Origin of the sequence: Burkholderia sp. BCC1972 (genome assembly GCF_905339605.1) — a bacterium.
Classification (GTDB): domain Bacteria; phylum Pseudomonadota; class Gammaproteobacteria; order Burkholderiales; family Burkholderiaceae; genus Burkholderia.
Window position 1 is genome coordinate 1 of the sequence record NZ_CAJPGH010000051.1, and the last position, 18,341, is coordinate 18,341.

General features: G+C 65.1%; 19 protein-coding genes and 1 pseudogene. 14 read left to right on the top strand and 6 right to left on the bottom strand.

What is annotated here, in order from left to right:
* From U5798_RS36465 to U5798_RS36510, 10 genes and pseudogenes are all read left to right on the top strand, one after another.
* Positions 1–265, top strand: a pseudogene (locus U5798_RS36465) (hypothetical protein); the annotation flags it as partial.
* A 68-nt stretch (positions 266–333) separates the two neighbouring features.
* Positions 334–1,242, top strand: a complete 909-nt coding sequence (locus U5798_RS36470) for a DMT family transporter (RefSeq protein WP_124457078.1) — start codon at positions 334–336, stop codon at positions 1,240–1,242.
* A gap of 113 nt (positions 1,243–1,355) precedes the next feature.
* On the top strand, positions 1,356–1,940 hold the full coding sequence (locus U5798_RS36475; protein ID WP_124457079.1) for a TIGR00645 family protein: 585 nt from the start codon (positions 1,356–1,358) through the stop codon (positions 1,938–1,940).
* Positions 1,941–1,984: 44 nt separating this feature from the next.
* Positions 1,985–3,508 (top strand): fumarate hydratase, encoded by a 1,524-nt coding sequence (locus U5798_RS36480; RefSeq protein WP_175655444.1) that lies wholly within the window; start codon positions 1,985–1,987, stop codon positions 3,506–3,508.
* A 193-nt stretch (positions 3,509–3,701) separates the two neighbouring features.
* Positions 3,702–4,178, top strand: coding sequence for a bacterioferritin (bfr, locus tag U5798_RS36485; RefSeq protein WP_011352652.1), 477 nt, complete (start codon positions 3,702–3,704; stop codon positions 4,176–4,178).
* A 28-nt stretch (positions 4,179–4,206) separates the two neighbouring features.
* A complete protein-coding gene (gene murI / locus U5798_RS36490; protein WP_322084836.1) occupies positions 4,207–5,070 on the top strand; it encodes a glutamate racemase in 864 nt (287 codons plus the stop codon).
* A 150-nt stretch (positions 5,071–5,220) separates the two neighbouring features.
* A complete protein-coding gene (locus tag U5798_RS36495) occupies positions 5,221–5,457 on the top strand; it encodes a bacterioferritin-associated ferredoxin (RefSeq protein ID WP_039370093.1) in 237 nt (78 codons plus the stop codon).
* A 218-nt stretch (positions 5,458–5,675) separates the two neighbouring features.
* Positions 5,676–6,407: an energy transducer TonB gene (locus tag U5798_RS36500; RefSeq protein ID WP_322084837.1), complete on the top strand. Its 732-nt coding sequence runs from the start codon at positions 5,676–5,678 to the stop codon at positions 6,405–6,407.
* A 36-nt stretch (positions 6,408–6,443) separates the two neighbouring features.
* Positions 6,444–7,178 (top strand): MotA/TolQ/ExbB proton channel family protein, encoded by a 735-nt coding sequence (locus tag U5798_RS36505; RefSeq protein WP_124457083.1) that lies wholly within the window; start codon positions 6,444–6,446, stop codon positions 7,176–7,178.
* A gap of 13 nt (positions 7,179–7,191) precedes the next feature.
* Positions 7,192–7,620 carry an ExbD/TolR family protein gene (locus U5798_RS36510; RefSeq protein WP_006478310.1) on the top strand — a complete coding sequence of 143 codons (429 nt, stop codon included), beginning with the start codon at positions 7,192–7,194 and terminating at the stop codon, positions 7,618–7,620.
* Between the two features lie 360 nt (positions 7,621–7,980).
* On the opposite strand, the gene U5798_RS36515 is transcribed toward U5798_RS36510, so the two are convergent.
* Positions 7,981–8,955: a LysR family transcriptional regulator gene (locus tag U5798_RS36515; RefSeq protein WP_034190356.1), complete on the bottom strand. Its 975-nt coding sequence runs from the start codon at positions 8,953–8,955 to the stop codon at positions 7,981–7,983.
* Positions 8,956–9,078: 123 nt separating this feature from the next.
* On the opposite strand from U5798_RS36515, the gene U5798_RS36520 reads away from it, so the two are divergent.
* From U5798_RS36520 to hemP, 3 genes are all read left to right on the top strand, one after another.
* On the top strand, positions 9,079–9,951 hold the full coding sequence (locus tag U5798_RS36520; RefSeq protein WP_322084838.1) for a pirin family protein: 873 nt from the start codon (positions 9,079–9,081) through the stop codon (positions 9,949–9,951).
* 100 nt (positions 9,952–10,051) lie between these two features.
* A complete protein-coding gene (locus U5798_RS36525) occupies positions 10,052–10,534 on the top strand; it encodes an SRPBCC family protein (protein WP_124457085.1) in 483 nt (160 codons plus the stop codon).
* 138 nt (positions 10,535–10,672) lie between these two features.
* Positions 10,673–10,918: a hemin uptake protein HemP gene (hemP, locus tag U5798_RS36530; protein WP_124457086.1), complete on the top strand. Its 246-nt coding sequence runs from the start codon at positions 10,673–10,675 to the stop codon at positions 10,916–10,918.
* Between the two features lie 272 nt (positions 10,919–11,190).
* On the opposite strand, the gene U5798_RS36535 is transcribed toward hemP, so the two are convergent.
* The 5 genes from U5798_RS36535 to uvrB all read right to left on the bottom strand — a co-directional run bounded on the left by U5798_RS36535 (position 11,191) and on the right by uvrB (position 16,743).
* Positions 11,191–12,588 (bottom strand): 4Fe-4S binding protein, encoded by a 1,398-nt coding sequence (locus U5798_RS36535; protein WP_124457087.1) that lies wholly within the window; start codon positions 12,586–12,588, stop codon positions 11,191–11,193.
* A complete protein-coding gene (locus tag U5798_RS36540) occupies positions 12,585–13,427 on the bottom strand; it encodes an FTR1 family iron permease (protein WP_322084839.1) in 843 nt (280 codons plus the stop codon). Before U5798_RS36540 ends, U5798_RS36535 begins: the two co-directional genes overlap by 4 nt.
* 58 nt (positions 13,428–13,485) lie before the next feature.
* A complete protein-coding gene (locus U5798_RS36545; RefSeq protein ID WP_027786891.1) occupies positions 13,486–13,818 on the bottom strand; it encodes a cupredoxin domain-containing protein in 333 nt (110 codons plus the stop codon).
* A gap of 55 nt (positions 13,819–13,873) precedes the next feature.
* Entirely contained in the window at positions 13,874–14,425 is a 552-nt protein-coding gene (locus U5798_RS36550) for an iron transporter (protein ID WP_047898578.1), read from the bottom strand.
* Between the two features lie 227 nt (positions 14,426–14,652).
* Complete coding sequence (gene uvrB / locus U5798_RS36555) at positions 14,653–16,743, bottom strand: excinuclease ABC subunit UvrB (protein ID WP_124457088.1); 2,091 nt, start codon at positions 16,741–16,743, stop codon at positions 14,653–14,655.
* Between the two features lie 250 nt (positions 16,744–16,993).
* On the opposite strand from uvrB, the gene U5798_RS36560 reads away from it, so the two are divergent.
* Positions 16,994–18,193 (top strand): amino acid aminotransferase, encoded by a 1,200-nt coding sequence (locus tag U5798_RS36560; RefSeq protein WP_124457089.1) that lies wholly within the window; start codon positions 16,994–16,996, stop codon positions 18,191–18,193.
* The last annotated feature ends 148 nt before the right edge of the window (positions 18,194–18,341 follow it).

Genomic DNA, 18,341 nt, shown 5'->3' on the forward strand with positions numbered 1-18,341 from the left:
TTCAATCGCAGACATCGACAACCCCTTGGTGAACATGAATCCTCTGCATGGCGGCGCGATCGTGCGCGCCGCGCGTCTTGGCCGGCGCATGCGCGCCGCTGTCTCCCACCCACCCGCACGCGGCCACGAAGGCTGCGCACGATGCTGCGCCGCACCACATCACGCGAACGTGAACATGCGGCCCGGCAGTTTCCACGATAAGCGCTCGAACTTACCCGTCACTTACGCGACACGACTGGTTCGCACGCCCGGCGGCACCGCATGACGGTCTGCTTTACGCTGCTACAACCGCGACCCTACAATCCTAACTGAACTCGCCTTCCGGATTCCAGCTTGAATCGCTACGCCCTCTTCCTCATCCTGTCGATGCTGTTCGTCGGCAGCAACGTCGGTATCGGTAAATCCATCGTTGCATTCGTTCCCGTCGCCATCCTCGCCACGCTGCGCTTCGTGATCGCGATCGCCGTGCTGTGGCCGCTGTTCAGCCCCGTGAAGATGCGCACTGTCAAGCGCAGCGAGTGGCTGAACCTGTTCCTGCAGGCCTTCTTCGGCACCTTCATGTTCACGCTGCTGATGCTCAACGGCGTACAGCGCACGAGCGCAGTGGCGGCCGGCGTCATCACGAGCACGATCCCGGCGATCGTCGCGCTGTTCGCGTGGCTGATCCTGCGTGAAAAACCGAACGGCCGTGCGCTCGTGTCGATCGCGCTCGCGATCGCCGGCGTCGTGACGATCAACCTCGCCAACGGCGGCACGGCCGCGCACGGCGCCGACGGCGACGCGTCCGGCTCGCTGGCCGGCAACCTGCTGATCCTCGGCGCGGTGTGCTGCGAATCGATCTACGTGATCCTGTCGCGCCGGCTCACGCAGACGCTCGCGCCGATCGACATCTGCGCATACACGCACCTGTTCGGCCTGTTCCTGATGCTGCCGCTCGGCGCGACGGCGCTTTGGCATTTCGATTACGCGAGCGTGCCGGCCGGCACCTGGGCACTCGTCGTCTGGTATGGCCTGTCGGCCAGCATCTTTTCGTTCTGGCTGTGGATGAAGGGCATCCGGCACGTGCCGGGCAGCCTCGCCGGCGTGTTCAGCGCGGTGCTGCCGATCGCAGCCGCCGCGTACGGCATCGCGTTCCTCGGCGAACGCCCGACGCTCGCGCACGGCGTCGCGCTCGCCTGTGTCGTCACCGGCATCGTGCTCGCGAGCCTGCGCGTGAAACGCGTGCCGGCCGCCGCCTCCTGATCCGTCCCCGGCAGACCCGGCGCGTCGCTGCAGTCGCGCCGGCCGACGCGTTACAATAGCGCGCCTTTTCAAGATTACCCCCGATACCTGCGCACCGCGCCCGTACCCCCGACATGTCCGCCCCGCATTCGCCCGGCCGCCCCGCCCGTCGCCCGCTTCGCCCGCTTCCCGCGCTGATTTTCATGAGCCGCTGGCTCCAGGTTCCGCTTTACCTCGGCCTGATCGTCGCGCAGGCCGTCTACGTGTTCCTGTTCCTGAAGGAAGTCTGGCACCTGCTGTCGCATGCGACGAGCCTCGACGAGATCAGCGTGATGCTCGCGGTGCTCGGCCTGATCGACGTGGTGATGATCTCGAACCTGCTGATCATGGTGATCGTCGGCGGGTATGAGACGTTCGTGTCGCGCCTCGGCATCGAGGGCCACCCCGACGAGCCCGAATGGCTCGACCACGTGAACGCGGGCGTGCTGAAGGTCAAGCTGTCGATGGCGCTGATCAGCATTTCGTCGATCCACCTGCTGAAGACGTTCATCAACCCCGACCAGCACACGGTGCACGCGATCATGTGGCAGGTGATCATCCACGTGTCGTTCCTCGTGTCGGCGCTCGTGATGGCGTGGGTCGACCGCCTGACGACGCACACGCACCCGGCCCATTTCCACGAGACGCACGCGCCCGCAACGTCCCGACCGGCGGCCTGAACCGCCGGCAAACCATTCCCCACTGTCCCCACAGAGTCTCAGCCATGACCGTCATCAAACAGGAAGACCTGATCCAGAGCATCGCGGATTCGCTGCAGTACATCAGCTACTACCACCCGCTCGACTACATCCAGGCCCTCGGCCGCGCGTACGAGCTGGAAGAGAGCCCGGCGGCGAAGGACGCGATCGCGCAGATCCTCACGAACAGCCGCATGTGCGCGGAAGGCCGCCGCCCGATCTGCCAGGACACCGGCATCGTCACGATCTTCGTGAAGGTCGGCATGGACGTGCGCTGGGACGGCGCGACGATGGGCCTCACCGACATGATCAACGAAGGCGTGCGCCGCGGTTACACGCACCCGGACAACGTGCTGCGCGCGTCGATCGTCAACCCGCCGGAAGGCGCCCGCAAGAACACGAAGGACAACACGCCGGCCGTGATCCACTACGAGATCGTGCCGGGCGACAAGGTCGACGTGCAGGTCGCGGCAAAGGGCGGCGGCTCGGAGAACAAGTCGAAGTTCGTGATGCTGAACCCGTCCGATTCGATCGTCGACTGGGTGCTGAAGACGGTTCCGACGATGGGCGCGGGCTGGTGCCCGCCCGGCATGCTCGGGATCGGCATCGGCGGCACGGCCGAGAAGGCGATGCTGATGGCGAAGGAATCGCTGATGGAGCCGATCGACATCCAGGAAATCATCGCGCGCGGCCCGAAGGACTGGGTCGAGGAACTGCGCGTCGAGCTGCACGAGAAGGTCAACGCGCTCGGTATCGGCGCGCAGGGCCTCGGCGGCCTGGCGACCGTGCTCGACGTGAAGATCATGGCGGCACCGACGCACGCGGCCTCGAAGCCGGTCGCGCTGATCCCGAACTGCGCGGCCACGCGCCACGCGCACTTCGTGCTCGACGGCTCGGGTCCGGCCAAGCTTGAAGCACCGTCGCTCGACGCCTGGCCGAAGGTCCAGTGGGAACCGAACACGGAAACGAGCAAGCGCGTCGACCTGAACACGCTGACGCCGGAAGAAGTCGCCAGCTGGGCGCCGGGCCAGACGCTGCTGTTGTCGGGCAAGATGCTCACCGGCCGCGACGCCGCGCACAAGCGCATCGCCGACATGCTCGCGAAGGGCGAGAAGCTGCCGGTCGACTTCACGAACCGCGTGATCTACTACGTCGGCCCGGTCGATCCGGTGCGTGACGAAGTGGTCGGCCCGGCCGGCCCGACGACGGCCACGCGCATGGACAAGTTCACCGAGACGATGCTCGCGCAGACGGGCCTGATCTCGATGGTCGGCAAGGCCGAGCGCGGCCCGGTCGCGATCGAGGCGATCAAGAAGCACAAGGCTGCGTACCTGATGGCGGTCGGCGGAGCGGCCTACCTCGTGTCGAAGGCGATCCGCGGCGCGAAGGTGCTCGCATTCGAGGACCTCGGCATGGAAGCGATCTACGAATTCGACGTGCAGGACATGCCGGTGACGGTCGCCGTCGATTCGTCGGGTACGTCGGTGCACCAGACCGGCCCGAAGGAGTGGCAGGCGAAGATCGGCAAGATTCCGGTCGCCACCGCTTAAGCGCGCTCGAACGAAAGGCCGGACGGAAGTCCGGCCTTTTTACTTCTCATTCTCATTATTGTGTCCGGCCGGTTGTTCGAGGCTGATTCTCATTACACGCAAAAGGCAGGCCAGACAAGGCTTCGAGGCTTGGCTTTTCCCGTTCGAGCGATTATCGTTCGGTTTCTGAAGCCCCACTGAACAAGGAACAGCCATGCAAGGCGACAAGAAGGTCATCGAATATCTGAACGCCCAACTGAAGAATGAACTCACGGCGATCAACCAGTACTTCCTGCATGCGCGCATGTACAAGCACTGGGGCCTCGAGAAGCTCGGCAAGCACGAGTACGACGAATCGATCGGCGAAATGAAGCACGCCGACTGGCTGATCGAGCGCGTGTTCATGCTCGACGGCCTGCCGAACCTGCAGGACCTGCACAAGCTGCTCGTCGGCGAGGAAACCGAAGAGATCCTGAAGTGCGACCTGAAGCTCGAGCAGATCTCGCAGTCCACCTGCAAGGAAGCGATCGCCTACTGCGAATCGGTTCGCGACTACGTCTCGCGCGAGATCTTCGAAAAGATCCTCGACGACACCGAAGAGCACATCGACTGGCTGGAAACGCAGATCGACCTGATCGGCAAGGTCGGCCTGCAGAACTACCAGCAGACGATGATGGGTTCGCCCGAGTAATCGGTCCCTCTCCCACCTCGACGTCCGCATGACGATGACGAACCAGCCAGCCGCTTCCGGGGTCCGCCCCGCCGCTCCCGTCGGCATCTTCGACTCGGGGCTCGGCGGCCTGTCGGTGCTGCGCGCCGTGCGCGCGCACCTGCCCGGCGAGTCGTTCGTCTACGTCGCCGATTCGCACCACGCGCCGTATGGTCCGCGCGACGAGGCGTTCATCACGGAACGCACGCTGGCCATCGGCGAATGGCTCGCCCGGGAAGGCGCGAAAGCGCTCGTCATCGCGTGCAACACCGCGACGGCGCGCGCGATCGCGGCCATCCGCGAACGCCTGGCGATTCCGCTCGTCGGCGTCGAGCCGGGCATCAAGCCGGCTGCCGCGCTGTCCGCGACCGGCGTCGCGGGTGTCCTCGCCACGCAATCGACGCTGAACAGCCCGCGCTTCCAGGCGCTGCTCGACCGCTACGGCGCCGGCCGTCGCTTCATCTGCCAGCCCGGCCACGGGCTCGTCGAAGCAATCGAACGCGGCGACACGGACTCGCCCGCCCTGCGTGCGTTGCTCGAGCGTTACCTGCAGCCGATGCTCGACGACGGCGCCGATACGCTGGTGCTCGGCTGCACGCATTACCCGTTCTTCACAGACACGATTCGTGACCTTGTTGGCGACCGCCTGACGATCGTCGACACGAGCGATGCGATCGCGCGCCAGCTCGCGCGGGTACTCGACGAACGCGGCCTGCGCGCGCCGGCCGGCACGCAACCCGCGGCGCCCCGCTTCTGCTCGACGAGCGACGGCCTGCAACTGCGCGCCCTCGCGTCGACGCTGCTCGGCCTCGATGCGCCGGTCGAATCCGTCACCATTTCCTCGCCGAACGCGCACGCCTGCGCGACCGCCTGACGCGGGCCTGCAGGCCCGCCCCTGCCGTCGCTCCGCCGTCCCAGCCGTTTCAAGGGTCCGATGACCTTAAAAAAAGCCCGACCCAGGCTTGTCAACGTCTGCAAAATTAATGATAATAATTCGCATTAACGTTAGCTATCGCAACTCATCATGATCGTCTGCGTGTGCAAGTCTGTTTCCGATCGCAAGATTCGCGCGTCCCTCGCCGAGGGCGTCAACTCTTTCGATGAACTCCAGTTCGAACTCGGCGTGGCCACCTGCTGCGGCAAGTGCGAGGAGTCCGTACGCGACCTCATGGCCGAGCAGGGCGTCTGCGCAAGCCGGTGCGGTGTCGAGCATCACGCTCACCCGATCCCGGTCACGTTCTACGAACGCAAGGCAGCCTGACCGGCACCGAGCGTGCGCATGCGGCCCAGGCCGCATTTTTTGTTTCGACCGTCAGCAAGCCACCGTCTGCGCGAGCCAGCGGCTTACCTGCCAAGGAGCCTGTCATGGAATTGCTGATCGGATTTGTGACCACCGTTTGCATCTCGCTGCTGATCTTCCGCAAGTGATGCCGATTCACCCGCCGCGCCCCGGGTGCGACATCGTTCTTTCAAGCTAACATGCAGGCTTCGCATCTCGCTCCTGCCGGCGCCGTGCCGGCTGCACCACGTATGAATCCCCGAGTGATCGTCGTCGCGGTCGGTGTGCTTGCCGCACACGCGATCATGCTGACGGCCGCCTGGCTCCATCGCAACGCGCCGCCGCCGGCGAAGCAGATCGAGGTTCAGTCGATCACCGCGCAGCTCATTCCTCCTGCGCCCGCTGCCCAGCCGGTCGCGGTCCGGTCTGCCGCGCAGCAGCCTACGCCGCCCAAGCCTGCGCCTCGCGTGAAGCCGAAGGTCGAGCCGAAGCCGGTGCAGAAAGCAATCCCGACGCCTCAGCCAGTCTCGCAGGCACCGTCGCCGACGCCCGCGCCGGCAGTTGTCGATCCGACACCGGCTCCCGCCGCGCCGGCTCCTGCTGCGCCGGCTGCAGCACCCGGCCCGGCGCGCGAGACGATGCAGGTCAGCGCGCCGAAAAACGTGGCGGCGCTCACCTGCAATTTCGTGAAGCCCGACTATCCGTCGATGTCGAAGCGGCGCGGCGAAACGGGCACGGCCTATGTTCACTTCATCATCGGCGTGACGGGCAAGATCGAAAGCGTCCAGCTGCAGAAGAGCAGCGGCTATCCACGTCTTGACGAAGCCGCGCTCGAGGCGACGCGCGCCAGCACCTGCCCGCCGTATGTCGAGAACGGCCAGGCGATCCGCGCCGCCCATACGCTGCCCTTCAACTTCACGCTCGACGACTAACCCGTCATATTCGGTAGATTCAAAGGAAACAAGAAAATGCAAAGCTACGGTATCGCGCACGTCTGGGCGCAAGGTGATTTCGTCACGCGCGCCATCGCGATCACGCTGCTCGTGATGTCGGTCCTGTCGTGGATCGTGATCGTCATCAAGGGCTGGAACGTGATCCGCCTGAACCGCCTCACGAAGAATGCCGAACAGGCATTCTGGCATTCGGACGATTTCGACGACGGCATCAAGAAGCTCGGCCTCGCCGCATCGACGCCGAACGACAACCCGTTCCTCGCACTCGCGCTGTCGGGCAAGGAAGCCGCCGACCATCACCATCAGACGCAACCGCACCTGCACGACCGCATGGACGTGTCGGACTGGGTCACGCGCTGCCTGAAGGACACGATGGACGAAGGCATCTCGCGCATGCAGAGCGGCCTCGCGATCCTCGCATCGATCGGCAGCACGGCACCGTTCGTCGGCCTGTTCGGCACGGTCTGGGGCATCTACCACGCACTGCTCGCCATTGGCGCGACCGGCCAGACGTCGATCGACCAGGTTGCAGGCCCGGTCGGCGAATCGCTGATCATGACGGCCTTCGGCCTGTTCGTCGCGATTCCGGCGGTGCTCGGCTACAACGCGCTGACCCGCGCGAACAAGGGCGTCGTCAGCAAACTGCGTCGCTTTGCGCACGGTCTGCACGCGTACTTCGTGACGGGCGCGAGCCTCGCGTCGTCGTCGACCCGCGACGGCCTGCGTCTCGCGACGCGCGCCGCCAGCTGAGACGAGGTGAACCATGGCCATGAACACCGGTTTCAGCGACGATGACGACGATGCAGTGATGAGCGAGATCAACATGACGCCGCTCGTCGACGTCATGCTCGTACTCCTGATCATTTTCCTCGTGACGATCCCGGCGATGCAGCATGCGGTGAAGATCGACCTGCCGCACGCCAGCAGCCAGCCCGTCGACGAAAAGCCGCAGACGGTCGACGTCGCGATCCAGGGCGACGGCACGATCCTGTGGGACGACCATACGGTCACGCGCGAACAGCTGCAGGCACGCATCGCGGAAGCCGCGAAGCGCACGCCGCAGCCCGAGTTGCACCTGCGTGCGGATCGCAAGGTTGCCTATGAGCACGTTGCGGAAGTGATGTCGGATGCGCAGGCAGGCGGCCTGACGAAGCTCGGCTTCGTGACGGAGCCGGGCGCGAAAGCGAAGTAATACGCGCACCTCTTGCGGTCACGCATCGCCGGCCGCACAAAGTAAAAGGCCTTCATCGCCAGATGAAGGCCTTTTTTCATGCGCACGCGGGCGCCTTCGGGCGGCGGGCTCTTTGGCGGTATCGGTTGCGCCTCGAGCAACGCAAATGCGACTCTGCCGTGGTCTGCACGGACTGCGCGTTCTGCCCTATCTGGCTCACAATATATGCGGCCACCTGATTTCGCTCAGAACTTCCTTCACGAAATGGGATTTCAATATAGGCCCGCCCGCGCACGCATTCAAGGTTCCGGCGATTGAAACTTGCGATTGCAGGCGACGCTTCAATGACAAAACAAATTTGCGTCGTCGCGCACGCCGTGTTCAGGTCGCCGAAACATCGGCCGCGGCTTCCTTCTTCGCGCGCTCGGGACAACCGGGCTCCTTGTACGCGCCGTGATCGAGCTTCTCGACCAGGTAGTCGACGAACGCGCGCACGGCAGGCGGCATCCCCTGCCGCGACACGAACACCGCATACAGTTGCGGCACCGGCAGCGTCCAGCCCGGCATCACGGGCGACAGCTGCCCCGCACGCAGCGCGTTGCCGTACATCATCTCTGGCAGCGCCGCGATGCCGAGGCCGTCGAGCACGGCCTCGCGGATCGTCATCAGGTCGGCCGTCACGAGGCGCGGGTCATGCTCGTGCACGTGGCGCGTCCCGTCCGGCGCGATCAGGTTGAATACGTGCCGCCCGTCGACGCTCGGCGTATCGAGCGTCTCGAAGCCGGTCAGGTCGTCCGGTACCAGCGGCGGCGCATTCTGGCTCAGCAGGCTCGGCGCACCGACCAGCATCTGCTCGGTGCGCCACAGCGGCCGCACGACGATGTTGGCGTTCTGCGGCGGCTCCGAGCGCACGCGCAGCGCGACGTCGATCGAATCCTCGAACAGGTCGATCACGCGATTGGTCACGCGGACGTGCACCTTCACCTCGGGATAGCGGCGCAGGAATTCGGGCAGGATGCGCGACAGCATCGTCTGCGACAGCGTGACGGGCACGCTGACCCGCACCGAGCCGCGCGGCGACGCGCGCAACTGCTGCACCGCGTTCATCGCGGCCTGCGCTTCGGCCAGCATCGCCTGGCAATGCTGGTAGAACAACTCCCCCGCCTCGGTCAGCGCGAGCTTGCGCGTCGAGCGCTGCAGCAGGCGTACGCCGAGCGCCGCCTCGAGCTCGGTCAGGCGCCGCGACAGGCGCGATTTCGAGATGCCCAGCACGCGTTCCGCGGCCGAGAAACCGCCATGTTCGACGACCTGCGAAAAGTACATCAGGTCGTTCAGGTTATGTGCATCGATATTCATCTCATCGTTCCAATTTCAGAACAATCCATTGCGAACCGCCGCAAATCGAACGGTAAAACGCCCAATATAATAGCGCTGTGTTTCAAAAATAACGCTATTCCGACGATTTCGAGGGCTTCCCCCATGACGACCGCTCGCTCGCTTGACCGTACCTACCCCGCGCTTCGCACGACCGAAGGCGGCGGGTTCGTGGTTCACCGTCCGTTCCCGACCCGGCTGCTGATGGACTTCGATCCGTTCCTGCTGCTCGACGAAATGGGCCCCGTCGACTACGCACCCGGCGAGGCCGTGGGTGCGCCCGACCATCCGCATCGCGGCTTCGAGACCGTGACGTATGCGCTCGACGGCCGCTTCCGCCATCGCGACTCGTCCGGCCATGCGGGCACGCTCGGCCCCGGCGACGTGCAATGGATGACGGCCGGCGCCGGTGTCGTGCACAGCGAGATGCCCGACCCCGCGTTCGCGCAGACGGGTGGGCGCGCACACGGATTCCAGCTGTGGGTCAACCTGCCGCGCCGCGACAAGATGATCGCGCCGCGCTACCAGGAGATCCCGGCCGAACGCATCCCGACCGCGACGTCGCCGGATGGCCGCGCACGCGTGCGCGTGATCGCCGGCGAAGCGTTCGGCGTCCAGGCAGCGATCGAGACACGCACGCCGATCCTCTACCAGCATTTCACGCTCGAGCCCGGCGCAACGGTCACGCAGCCCGTGCCCGCCGGTTATCGCGTGTTTGCCTATCCGATCGACGGAACGGGCCTCTACGGGCCCGACAGGCAGGCTGTCGACGCCCGGCACATGATCGTCTACGGCGACGATGGCGACACGGTCGCGTTCGCCGCCGGCGACACGCCGCTCGACCTGCTGCTGATCGGCGGCGTGCCGCTCAACGAGCCGATCGTCCGCTACGGCCCGTTCGTGATGAATACCGAGGAAGAGATCCGGCAGGCCGTCGTCGACTACCAGACAGGCCGCATGGGCCGCATCGAAGCATGACGCGCGACCGGGGGCGGCAGGTGCCGCGAAACGCGTGATTTTGCGTCACAATGACTTCTTGAACCATGTGGCCACCCGCCACCAGAAGGAACCCGTCCCCTTGAACTTCGAACATCTGATCCAGATCAACGCCGACGATCCGGCCGTGCCGACCCTCACCCGCGACCAGCTTTGGGAGGGCCTCGTGCTGCGCGCCGAACAGCCGCAACTGTTCGTGCTCGGCCTCGACAGCTGCGTCGTCCTCGAACGGACGGACACGACGCTCGAACGTGAACTGCACTACGGCCATGCGACCGTGCGCGATCACGTCACGTTCACGCCGAACCATCAGGTTCGCTACGACATCCGTGCGGCCGATGGCGAGATCGGCGGCTCGCTGACGATGACGATCGAGGAGCGCGACGACCACGAGCTGTTCCTGCGCTTCGAGTACCGCACGACGCTGACCGTCACCGACGACAGCGAGGATGCGCGGCAGACGCACGGGATCGTCAAGGAGGCCTATCGCACGTCGGATATCGACACGGTCCGCCTGATCCGCGAATACGCGCAGGGCCGCAAGGACCCCGACCCGTTGCACTGACGCCGGCGGCGGCCTGCCGGCCGCCCTTTGATTCAGGCTATCAGGTTTGATGTTCCGATCGATAAAGAGTTTTTGTAAATGGGAATAGTTATCATTTAGAATTCATTCCATCGTATCGACAGTCACCGATCAAACCGAATGACCGACACCATGCGCCCGACCACGCTGACCCTGCGCCGCACGGCGGGACCCGCAGCCAGCAGCCGCCAGAAGACGGCAGCGGTCACCACGCCGGCGAAACCCGCCGGCAACCGCGATGCAGGCACGCGGGTCGTGAACAGCGACACGCTGCTGCAAGGCCACAGCCACATCAGCATCGCGCATAACGGAGAGACGTATCAGTTGCGCGCCACGCGGCTCGGCAAACTGATCCTGACGAAGTAAGACAGAGTATTGTGGGGACCACCTCCCTGAGAGGTGTTGGGCAGTAGCCAGCGTAACGGCTTGCACGCGAGATCTAGACCCCTTCGTGCAAACACACTCAAGCAGCCGTTGCAGCAAGCCAAGCCACTTTTTTTGGTTCTCGCACCAGGTAGATAAAAAGCGGCACGTCGAAGGACGTGCCGCTTTTTCATTTGCGCGGTCGATGCAGAAGGCATGCTGCTCACCTGCGTCGATGCACTGCTGCATGCGGCCGAAGCCGCACGCGAAACACGTCAGAAACCCCAGAACATCAGCCACCACGCGCTATCGACGACGGCCAATCCGGCGGCGAACCAGGCGAATGCCGCGACCCGGCGCGGCCACGCCGCATAACGCCCCGTCACTTTCCACGCGAGCCATGCGCTCCATGTGTTGGCGCCGACCAGGATCGCGATGCGCACATCGGTCGCCCAGCCGAGCGGTACATGCTCGGCGCGCAGCAGCGACAGCGTCGTGGCCGACAGGCCGAGGAACACACCCGCGCCCGCGATCGGGATCAGTGCCTGCGCAAGGTGATGCAGCCGCACGCGATCGAAGCGGCCGAGCATCAGCGTGGCGCCGGCCAGCAACGCCAGCAGCGCCGTGCCGTACACGAGCCCCGTGCCGACGATGTAGCTGACGACCAGCCCGCCGTCGAGCCAGGAGAACACGTCGTTGCGATCCGGATAGTGCGTGAGCAGGAACCACGGTGCATTGGTTTCGAGCGGCCACGTGATGTCGCGGTCGATCAGCCAGCCTGCAAGCCACTGCTTGATCTGCACGAACCACGGGCTGACGGTCCAGTGGAATGCGCCGATCGCAACGCCGAGCAGGCCGTACAGGATCAGCGCGGTGTCCCACGGGTTCGCCTGCTGCGCACCGAGGTTCACGACTTCGTCGGACGGCGAGCGCAGCGACAGCGAGATCGCGTCGCGATGCCCGCTGCAGCGGCCGCACATATGGCAATCCGCCGCGCCCTTCATGTTGCGCAACGGCACGAGCGGCGCACAGTTGATCGGAATCACGCGATGGCCGTGCTCGCCGTTCTTGTACGAACGCCGCCACGCATCCTCGTCAACTTTGTAGCGCATCGGCGCGAGCCGCGCGAGCAGCCCGAACACGCCGTTCACAGGGCACAGGTACTTGCACCATACGCGCTTCTCGCGGCCGTACAGCAAACCGATCACGATCGCACCGACGGTCGAGCCGCCGAGCACGAACAGCACCGCGAGCGGGTACTGGTACACGCTCACCATCTGCCCGTAGATCGTCGTGATCCCGAACGCGACGAACGGCCAGCCGCCCCACCGGATCCAGCGCGGAATCGGCCCGCCGCGGCCGAACTTGCTCGCGTACTCGGTGAGCGCGCCTTCCGGGCACAGCACGCCGCACCAAACGCGGCCGAGCATCACCATCGACAGCAGTACGAACGGCCACCAGATGCCCCAGAACGCGAACTGCGCGATCAGCGTGAGGTTGTTCCACAGATGCGCGGAATCGTCCGGCAGCGGCAATACCGCCGGCACGATGATCAGGAACGCGTAGACCGCGACGACGATCCACTGGATGCCGCGGATCAGCGCGCCGTGGCGCTGCATCCACTGGCCGGCCTGTGCGAGCCAGCCCGGCTTGGCTGCGGCGACCACGCTCATGCCGCGCGGCCCGCAGCGACGGACGGACGACGGCTCGCGCGCTTCATCAGCAGCCAGACGACGGCCCAGTACACCGCATAGGCGACCAGGTTGGTCAGTGCCGGGTGCGCACGATAGCCGGTCAGCGTCGCGACGAGCGAGCCGAACGTGCCCGAGTCATCGAGGATCGCGGAGGTATCCCACACCTGCGAGATACCGAGCGGCAGGATTTCCTTGTCGATCAGCTTGTCGACGCCGGTCTGGAACAGGCCCGCGCCGAGGAACAGCAGCATCACTTCGGTGACGCGGAAGAAATGCCGCCACGAGAAGTACTTGCCGCCGAGCTGCAGCAGATAGAACGTGAAGAACGCCAGGCCGAGACCGATCAGGACCGCGAGCATCTGGCTGCCGTCGACGTGGCCCGACTGGCCGAACCCGAGGCCGTACAGGAAGATCACCGTCTCGCTGCCTTCGCGGGCGATCGCGAGCGCGACCAGCACGGCGACGCCCCACCAGTTCGAATCGCGCGTGCTCTGCTGCAGCGATTGCTCCATGTCGCGCTTGAGCGTGCGGCCGTGCCGCCGCATCCACAGCACCATCTGCACGATCAGCACGCATGCGATCAGCACCATCGCGGTCTGGAAGTAGTCCTGCGCGTCGCCGGACAGCACTTCGGTGAAACCGACCAGCGCGGCGCCGAGGCCCACGGCCATCAACAAGCCGACACCGACGCCGGCCCACAGGAAAGGCAGGCCGCGGCGCGCGTCGTCATCGCCGTTTTTCAGCCATGCATAGAGAATGCCGACGACGAGCAGCGCTTCGACGCTCTCCCGCCAGACGATGAACAAGATCTGACCCATCGAAACCTCCTGACGCGCGGGGCAAGGGACTTGTGCGCCCGCACGCAGATAAAACGCGTTACTTCGCGACGATCACGCCCTGTGCCTGCTGGTGGAAATCGTCGAAAAACTTGTATTCGCCCGGCGACAGCGGAGCGACGACCACGAACGAATCGGCGCCCGGTGCGAGCACCTTCTCCTTGCGCAACTGCACGCTCTCGAATTCGGCGGCGCCCTTGCCGGTGTTCTTGATCTCGATCTTGAAACGCTGGCCGGCCGGCACTTCGATGCGGGCGGGATTCAGCTTGCCGTCCGTCATCTCGAGCTTGAACGTCGGCAGGTCGGCAGCGTATGCCGCGCCGGCGAGCCACAGCGCAGCGGCTGCGGCAACGATTTTCTGGGGAATTTTCATTCTGGGTTCTCTACGCCGACGGCGCGCCGAAGCGCGCCGTTCGTGATGCCACCGATCAGTAACCGCCCTTCTTGCCGATGCCGGCGAACGGGAAGTCGTACTCGAGCGTAACGGGCTTGAACCACGCGCCCACGCCCGTTTCCTTGTCGACGTGGCGGCCGAAGGCCATGTGGCCGGACTGCATCGGCGGCTTGACGACCATCGTCAGGTGATACTTGCCCGGGCCGTTCAGCTTCACGTTGTCGCCGTAGTGCGGGCCGTCGCTCGCGACCATGCCCATCAGGTCGCCTTCCGCCTTCCACTTCGTGTCGCCCTGCTTCGTCAGCTTGTACGTGACCTGCAGGTACGGCATCCAGTCGCCTTCCGCGAAACCCGTCGGGTTGTTCTTGACCGCATGGATGTCGGCCTCGAGGTGGATGTCGGAATCCGACGCCTTGCGCATCATCCCTTCCGGGTCCATCGTGATCGGCTGCAGGTACACCGCGCCGATTTCCATGCCGCCCTGGATCTGCTGCTTGCCGATCGGATATTCGGCAGCCGAGGCCGACATCGCGGCAAGCGCCGCTGCTACCGCAACCGTCGTGCGGATGAACGAAGAACCCAACATGGACACTCCTTGTTATTTGTCTGACTATCTTGACGACACGCGGGCCGCCGCCGGGGCCGCCCGCTGGAAACACTAACGCGACCAAGAACGTTAATGCGAACAATTCTCAATAATTGCGAAGTTTAGCACCGAACCCGTTTCGGAACAAACGAATAGCCGCGTAAACCCCTGATCCGACAAGGCTTACAGACTCGTTACCAACAGGTTTCCGTGACGCTTGGAAAGATTTACCGGCCGCCGCTGATGTGATCGCCGACGTTCGCGCCGAACACGCGCTCGCGCAGCACGGCAAGCTGGTCGCGCGTCGCGGCGGCCTTCTCGAACTCGAGGTTCTTCGCGTAGTCGGCCATCTGCTTCTCGAGACGCTTGATTTCCTTCGCGAGCTGCTTTTCCGACATGTCCTCGAATTTCGCGCGCTGTTGCGCCTCCTTCAACTCCGCACGCGCTTCGTCCGCGTTGTAGACGCCGTCGATGATGTCCTTGATGCGCTTCACGACGCCGCGCGGCGTGATGCCCATCTTTTCGTTGTAGGCCATCTGCTTCGCGCGGCGCCGCTCGGTTTCGCCGATCGCGCGCGTCATCGAATCGGTCATGTTGTCCGCGTAGAGGATCGCCTTGCCGTTCACGTTCCGCGCGGCCCGGCCGATCGTCTGGATCAGCGAGCGCTCGGCGCGCAGGAAGCCTTCCTTGTCCGCGTCGAGGATCGCGACGAGCGACACTTCCGGAATGTCGAGACCTTCTCGCAGCAGGTTGATCCCGACCAGCACGTCGAACGTGCCGAGCCGCAGGTCGCGGATGATCTCGACGCGCTCGACCGTGTCGATGTCGCTGTGCAGGTAGCGCACCTTGACGCCGTGGTCGGCCAGGAACTCGGTGAGCTGCTCGGCCATGCGCTTGGTCAGCACGGTGATCAGCACGCGCTCGCCGGCCTTCACGCGCGCGTTGATCTCGGTCAGCACGTCGTCGACCTGCGAGCTCGCCGGACGCACTTCGATCTCCGGATCGACGAGGCCCGTCGGCCGCACGACCTGCTCGGCGATCTGCCCCGTCACACGCTTCTCATAGTCGGCCGGCGTGGCCGACACGAACACGACCTGGCGCATCTTGCGTTCGAACTCGGGGAACTTCAGCGGCCGGTTGTCGAGCGCCGACGGCAGGCGGAACCCGTAATTGACGAGGTTTTCCTTGCGCGCGCGGTCGCCGTTGTACATGCCGTTCAGCTGGCCGATCAGCACGTGCGATTCGTCGAGCAGCATCAGCGCGTCGGGCGGCAGGTAGTCGACGAGCGTCGGCGGCGGATCGCCGGGCGCCGCCCCCGAGAAATGCCGCGAGTAGTTCTCGATACCCTTGCAGAAGCCGAGCTCCTGCAGCATCTCGAGATCGAAACGCGTGCGCTGTTCGAGACGCTGCGCCTCGACGAGCTTGCCGTCGCGGTGGAAGAACTCGAGGCGTTCGCGCAACTCGTCCTTGATCGTCTCGACCGCCCGCATCACGGTGTCGCGCGGCGTCACGTAGTGCGACGACGGATACACGGTGAAGCGCGGAATCTTCTGCCGCACGCGCCCCGTCAGCGGGTCGAACAGGTGCAGCGTCTCGACCTCGTCGTCGAACAGCTCGACGCGCACGGCCATCTCCGCGTGTTCGGCCGGGAAGATGTCGATCGTGTCGCCGCGCACGCGGAACGTGCCGCGCTGGAAATCCTGCTCGTTGCGCGTGTACTGCATCGCGATCAGCCGCGCGATCACGTCGCGCTGACCGAGCTTGTCGCCGGTGCGCAGCGTCAGGATCATCTGGTGGTATTCGGACGGGTTGCCGATACCGTAGATCGCCGACACCGTTGCAACGATCACCACGTCGCGGCGCTCCATCAGGCTCTTCGTCGCCGACAGCCGCATCTGCTCGATGTGCTCGTTGATCGACGAATCCTTCTCGATGAACAGGTCGCGCTGCGGCACATAGGCCTCAGGCTGGTAGTAGTCGTAGTACGAGACGAAGTACTCGACCGCGTTGCGCGGGAAGAACTCGCGGAACTCCGCATAGAGCTGCGCCGCGAGCGTCTTGTTCGGCGCGAACACGATCGCCGGGCGGCCGAGCCGCGCGATCGTGTTGGCCATCGTGAAGGTCTTGCCCGACCCCGTCACGCCGAGCAGCGTCTGGAACGACAGGCCGTCCTCGACCCCTTCGACGAGCGTCTCGATCGCGGTCGGCTGGTCGCCGGCGGGCAGATACGGCTGGTACAGCTGGAACGGCGACCCTTCGAAGGTGACGAATTTGGATTCGTCGAGCGCGTCGCCGACTTCGGCATGATGTTCGGACATGGAATGCGGCCGGAGCAAGGGCAAAGAAAGCATTCTAGCGCTTCGCGGCGTCGCGAACTGCTGTCGGCTCCTGACGCGCGGCGTCCGGCCGAAATCGCGCTTCGCCGCCGAATCGCCCGCCCCCACCAGCCCGAATTCGCTACAATGTCAGGCTGCTGCGCTTTCCGGCGTCGCGCCGTTGGCGCGCGGTCCGCTGCGCCCGCCCCGCCGGCTGAAAGCCTGACCCTCTTTTCACTACTGCCGAATCATCATGTCGCTCTTCTCCGCTGTCCAGCTTGCTCCCCGCGACCCGATCCTGGGCCTGAACGAAGCCTTCAACGCCGATGCGCGTCCGACCAAGGTCAACCTCGGTGTCGGTGTGTACACGAACGAAGACGGCAAGATTCCGCTGCTGCGCGCCGTGCGCGACGCGGAGAAGGCGCGTGTCGAGGCCGGCCTGCCGCGCGGCTACCTGCCGATCGACGGGATTGCCGCCTACGATGCGGCCGTGCAGAAGCTGCTGCTCGGCAACGATTCGCCGCTGATCGCAGCGGGCCGCGTGGTCACGGCCCAGGCCCTGGGCGGCACGGGCGCGCTGAAGATTGGCGCGGATTTCCTGCGCACCCTGAATCCGAACGTGAAGGTCGCGATCAGCGATCCGAGCTGGGAAAACCACCGCGCGCTGTTCGAAGCAGCCGGTTTCGAAGTCGTCGCGTACCCGTACTACGACGCGGCCACCAACGGCGTGAACTTCGAGGGCATGCTGTCGGCGCTGAACGGCTACGAAGCCGGCACGGTCGTCGTGCTGCATGCGTGCTGCCACAACCCGACCGGCGTGGACCTGACCGAAGCGCAATGGCAACAGGTCGTCGACGTCGTGAAGGCACGCAACCTCGTGCCGTTCCTCGACATGGCGTACCAGGGCTTCGGCGAGAACATCGAAGCCGATGCCGCCGCCGTGCGCCTGTTTGCCGCGGCCGACCTGAACGCATTCGTGTCGTCGTCGTTCTCGAAGTCGTTCTCGCTGTACGGCGAGCGCGTCGGCGCGCTGTCGATCATCACATCGAGCAAGGAAGAAGCGACGCGCGTGCTGTCGCAACTGAAGCGCGTGATCCGCACGAACTACTCGAACCCGCCGACCCATGGCGGCGCCGTCGTCGCAGCCGTGCTCGCGTCGCCGGAACTGCACGCTTCGTGGGTACAGGAACTCGGTGAAATGCGCGATCGCATCCGCGCGATGCGTAACGGTCTCGTCGAGCGCCTGAAGGCAAGCGGCGTCGATCGCGACTTCAGCTTCATCAACGCGCAGCGCGGGATGTTCTCGTATTCGGGCCTGACCTCGGCGCAAGTCGATCGCCTGCGCGACGAGTTCGGCATCTATGCGGTCGGCACGGGCCGGATCTGCGTCGCCGCGCTGAACACGCGCAACCTCGACGTGGTCGCCAACGCGGTCGCAGCCGTCCTGAAGTAAGGCGGCGGCGGGCGGCCGCCACCGCGGCCTCGCCCTGCCGACATGAAAAACGCGCTCCTCGGAGCGCGTTTTTTATTCCCGTCCGCCGGCGGGCAGCGACGCCGCCCGCACCGCGTTACTGCATGAACCAGCCGTGGCTGACGACGAC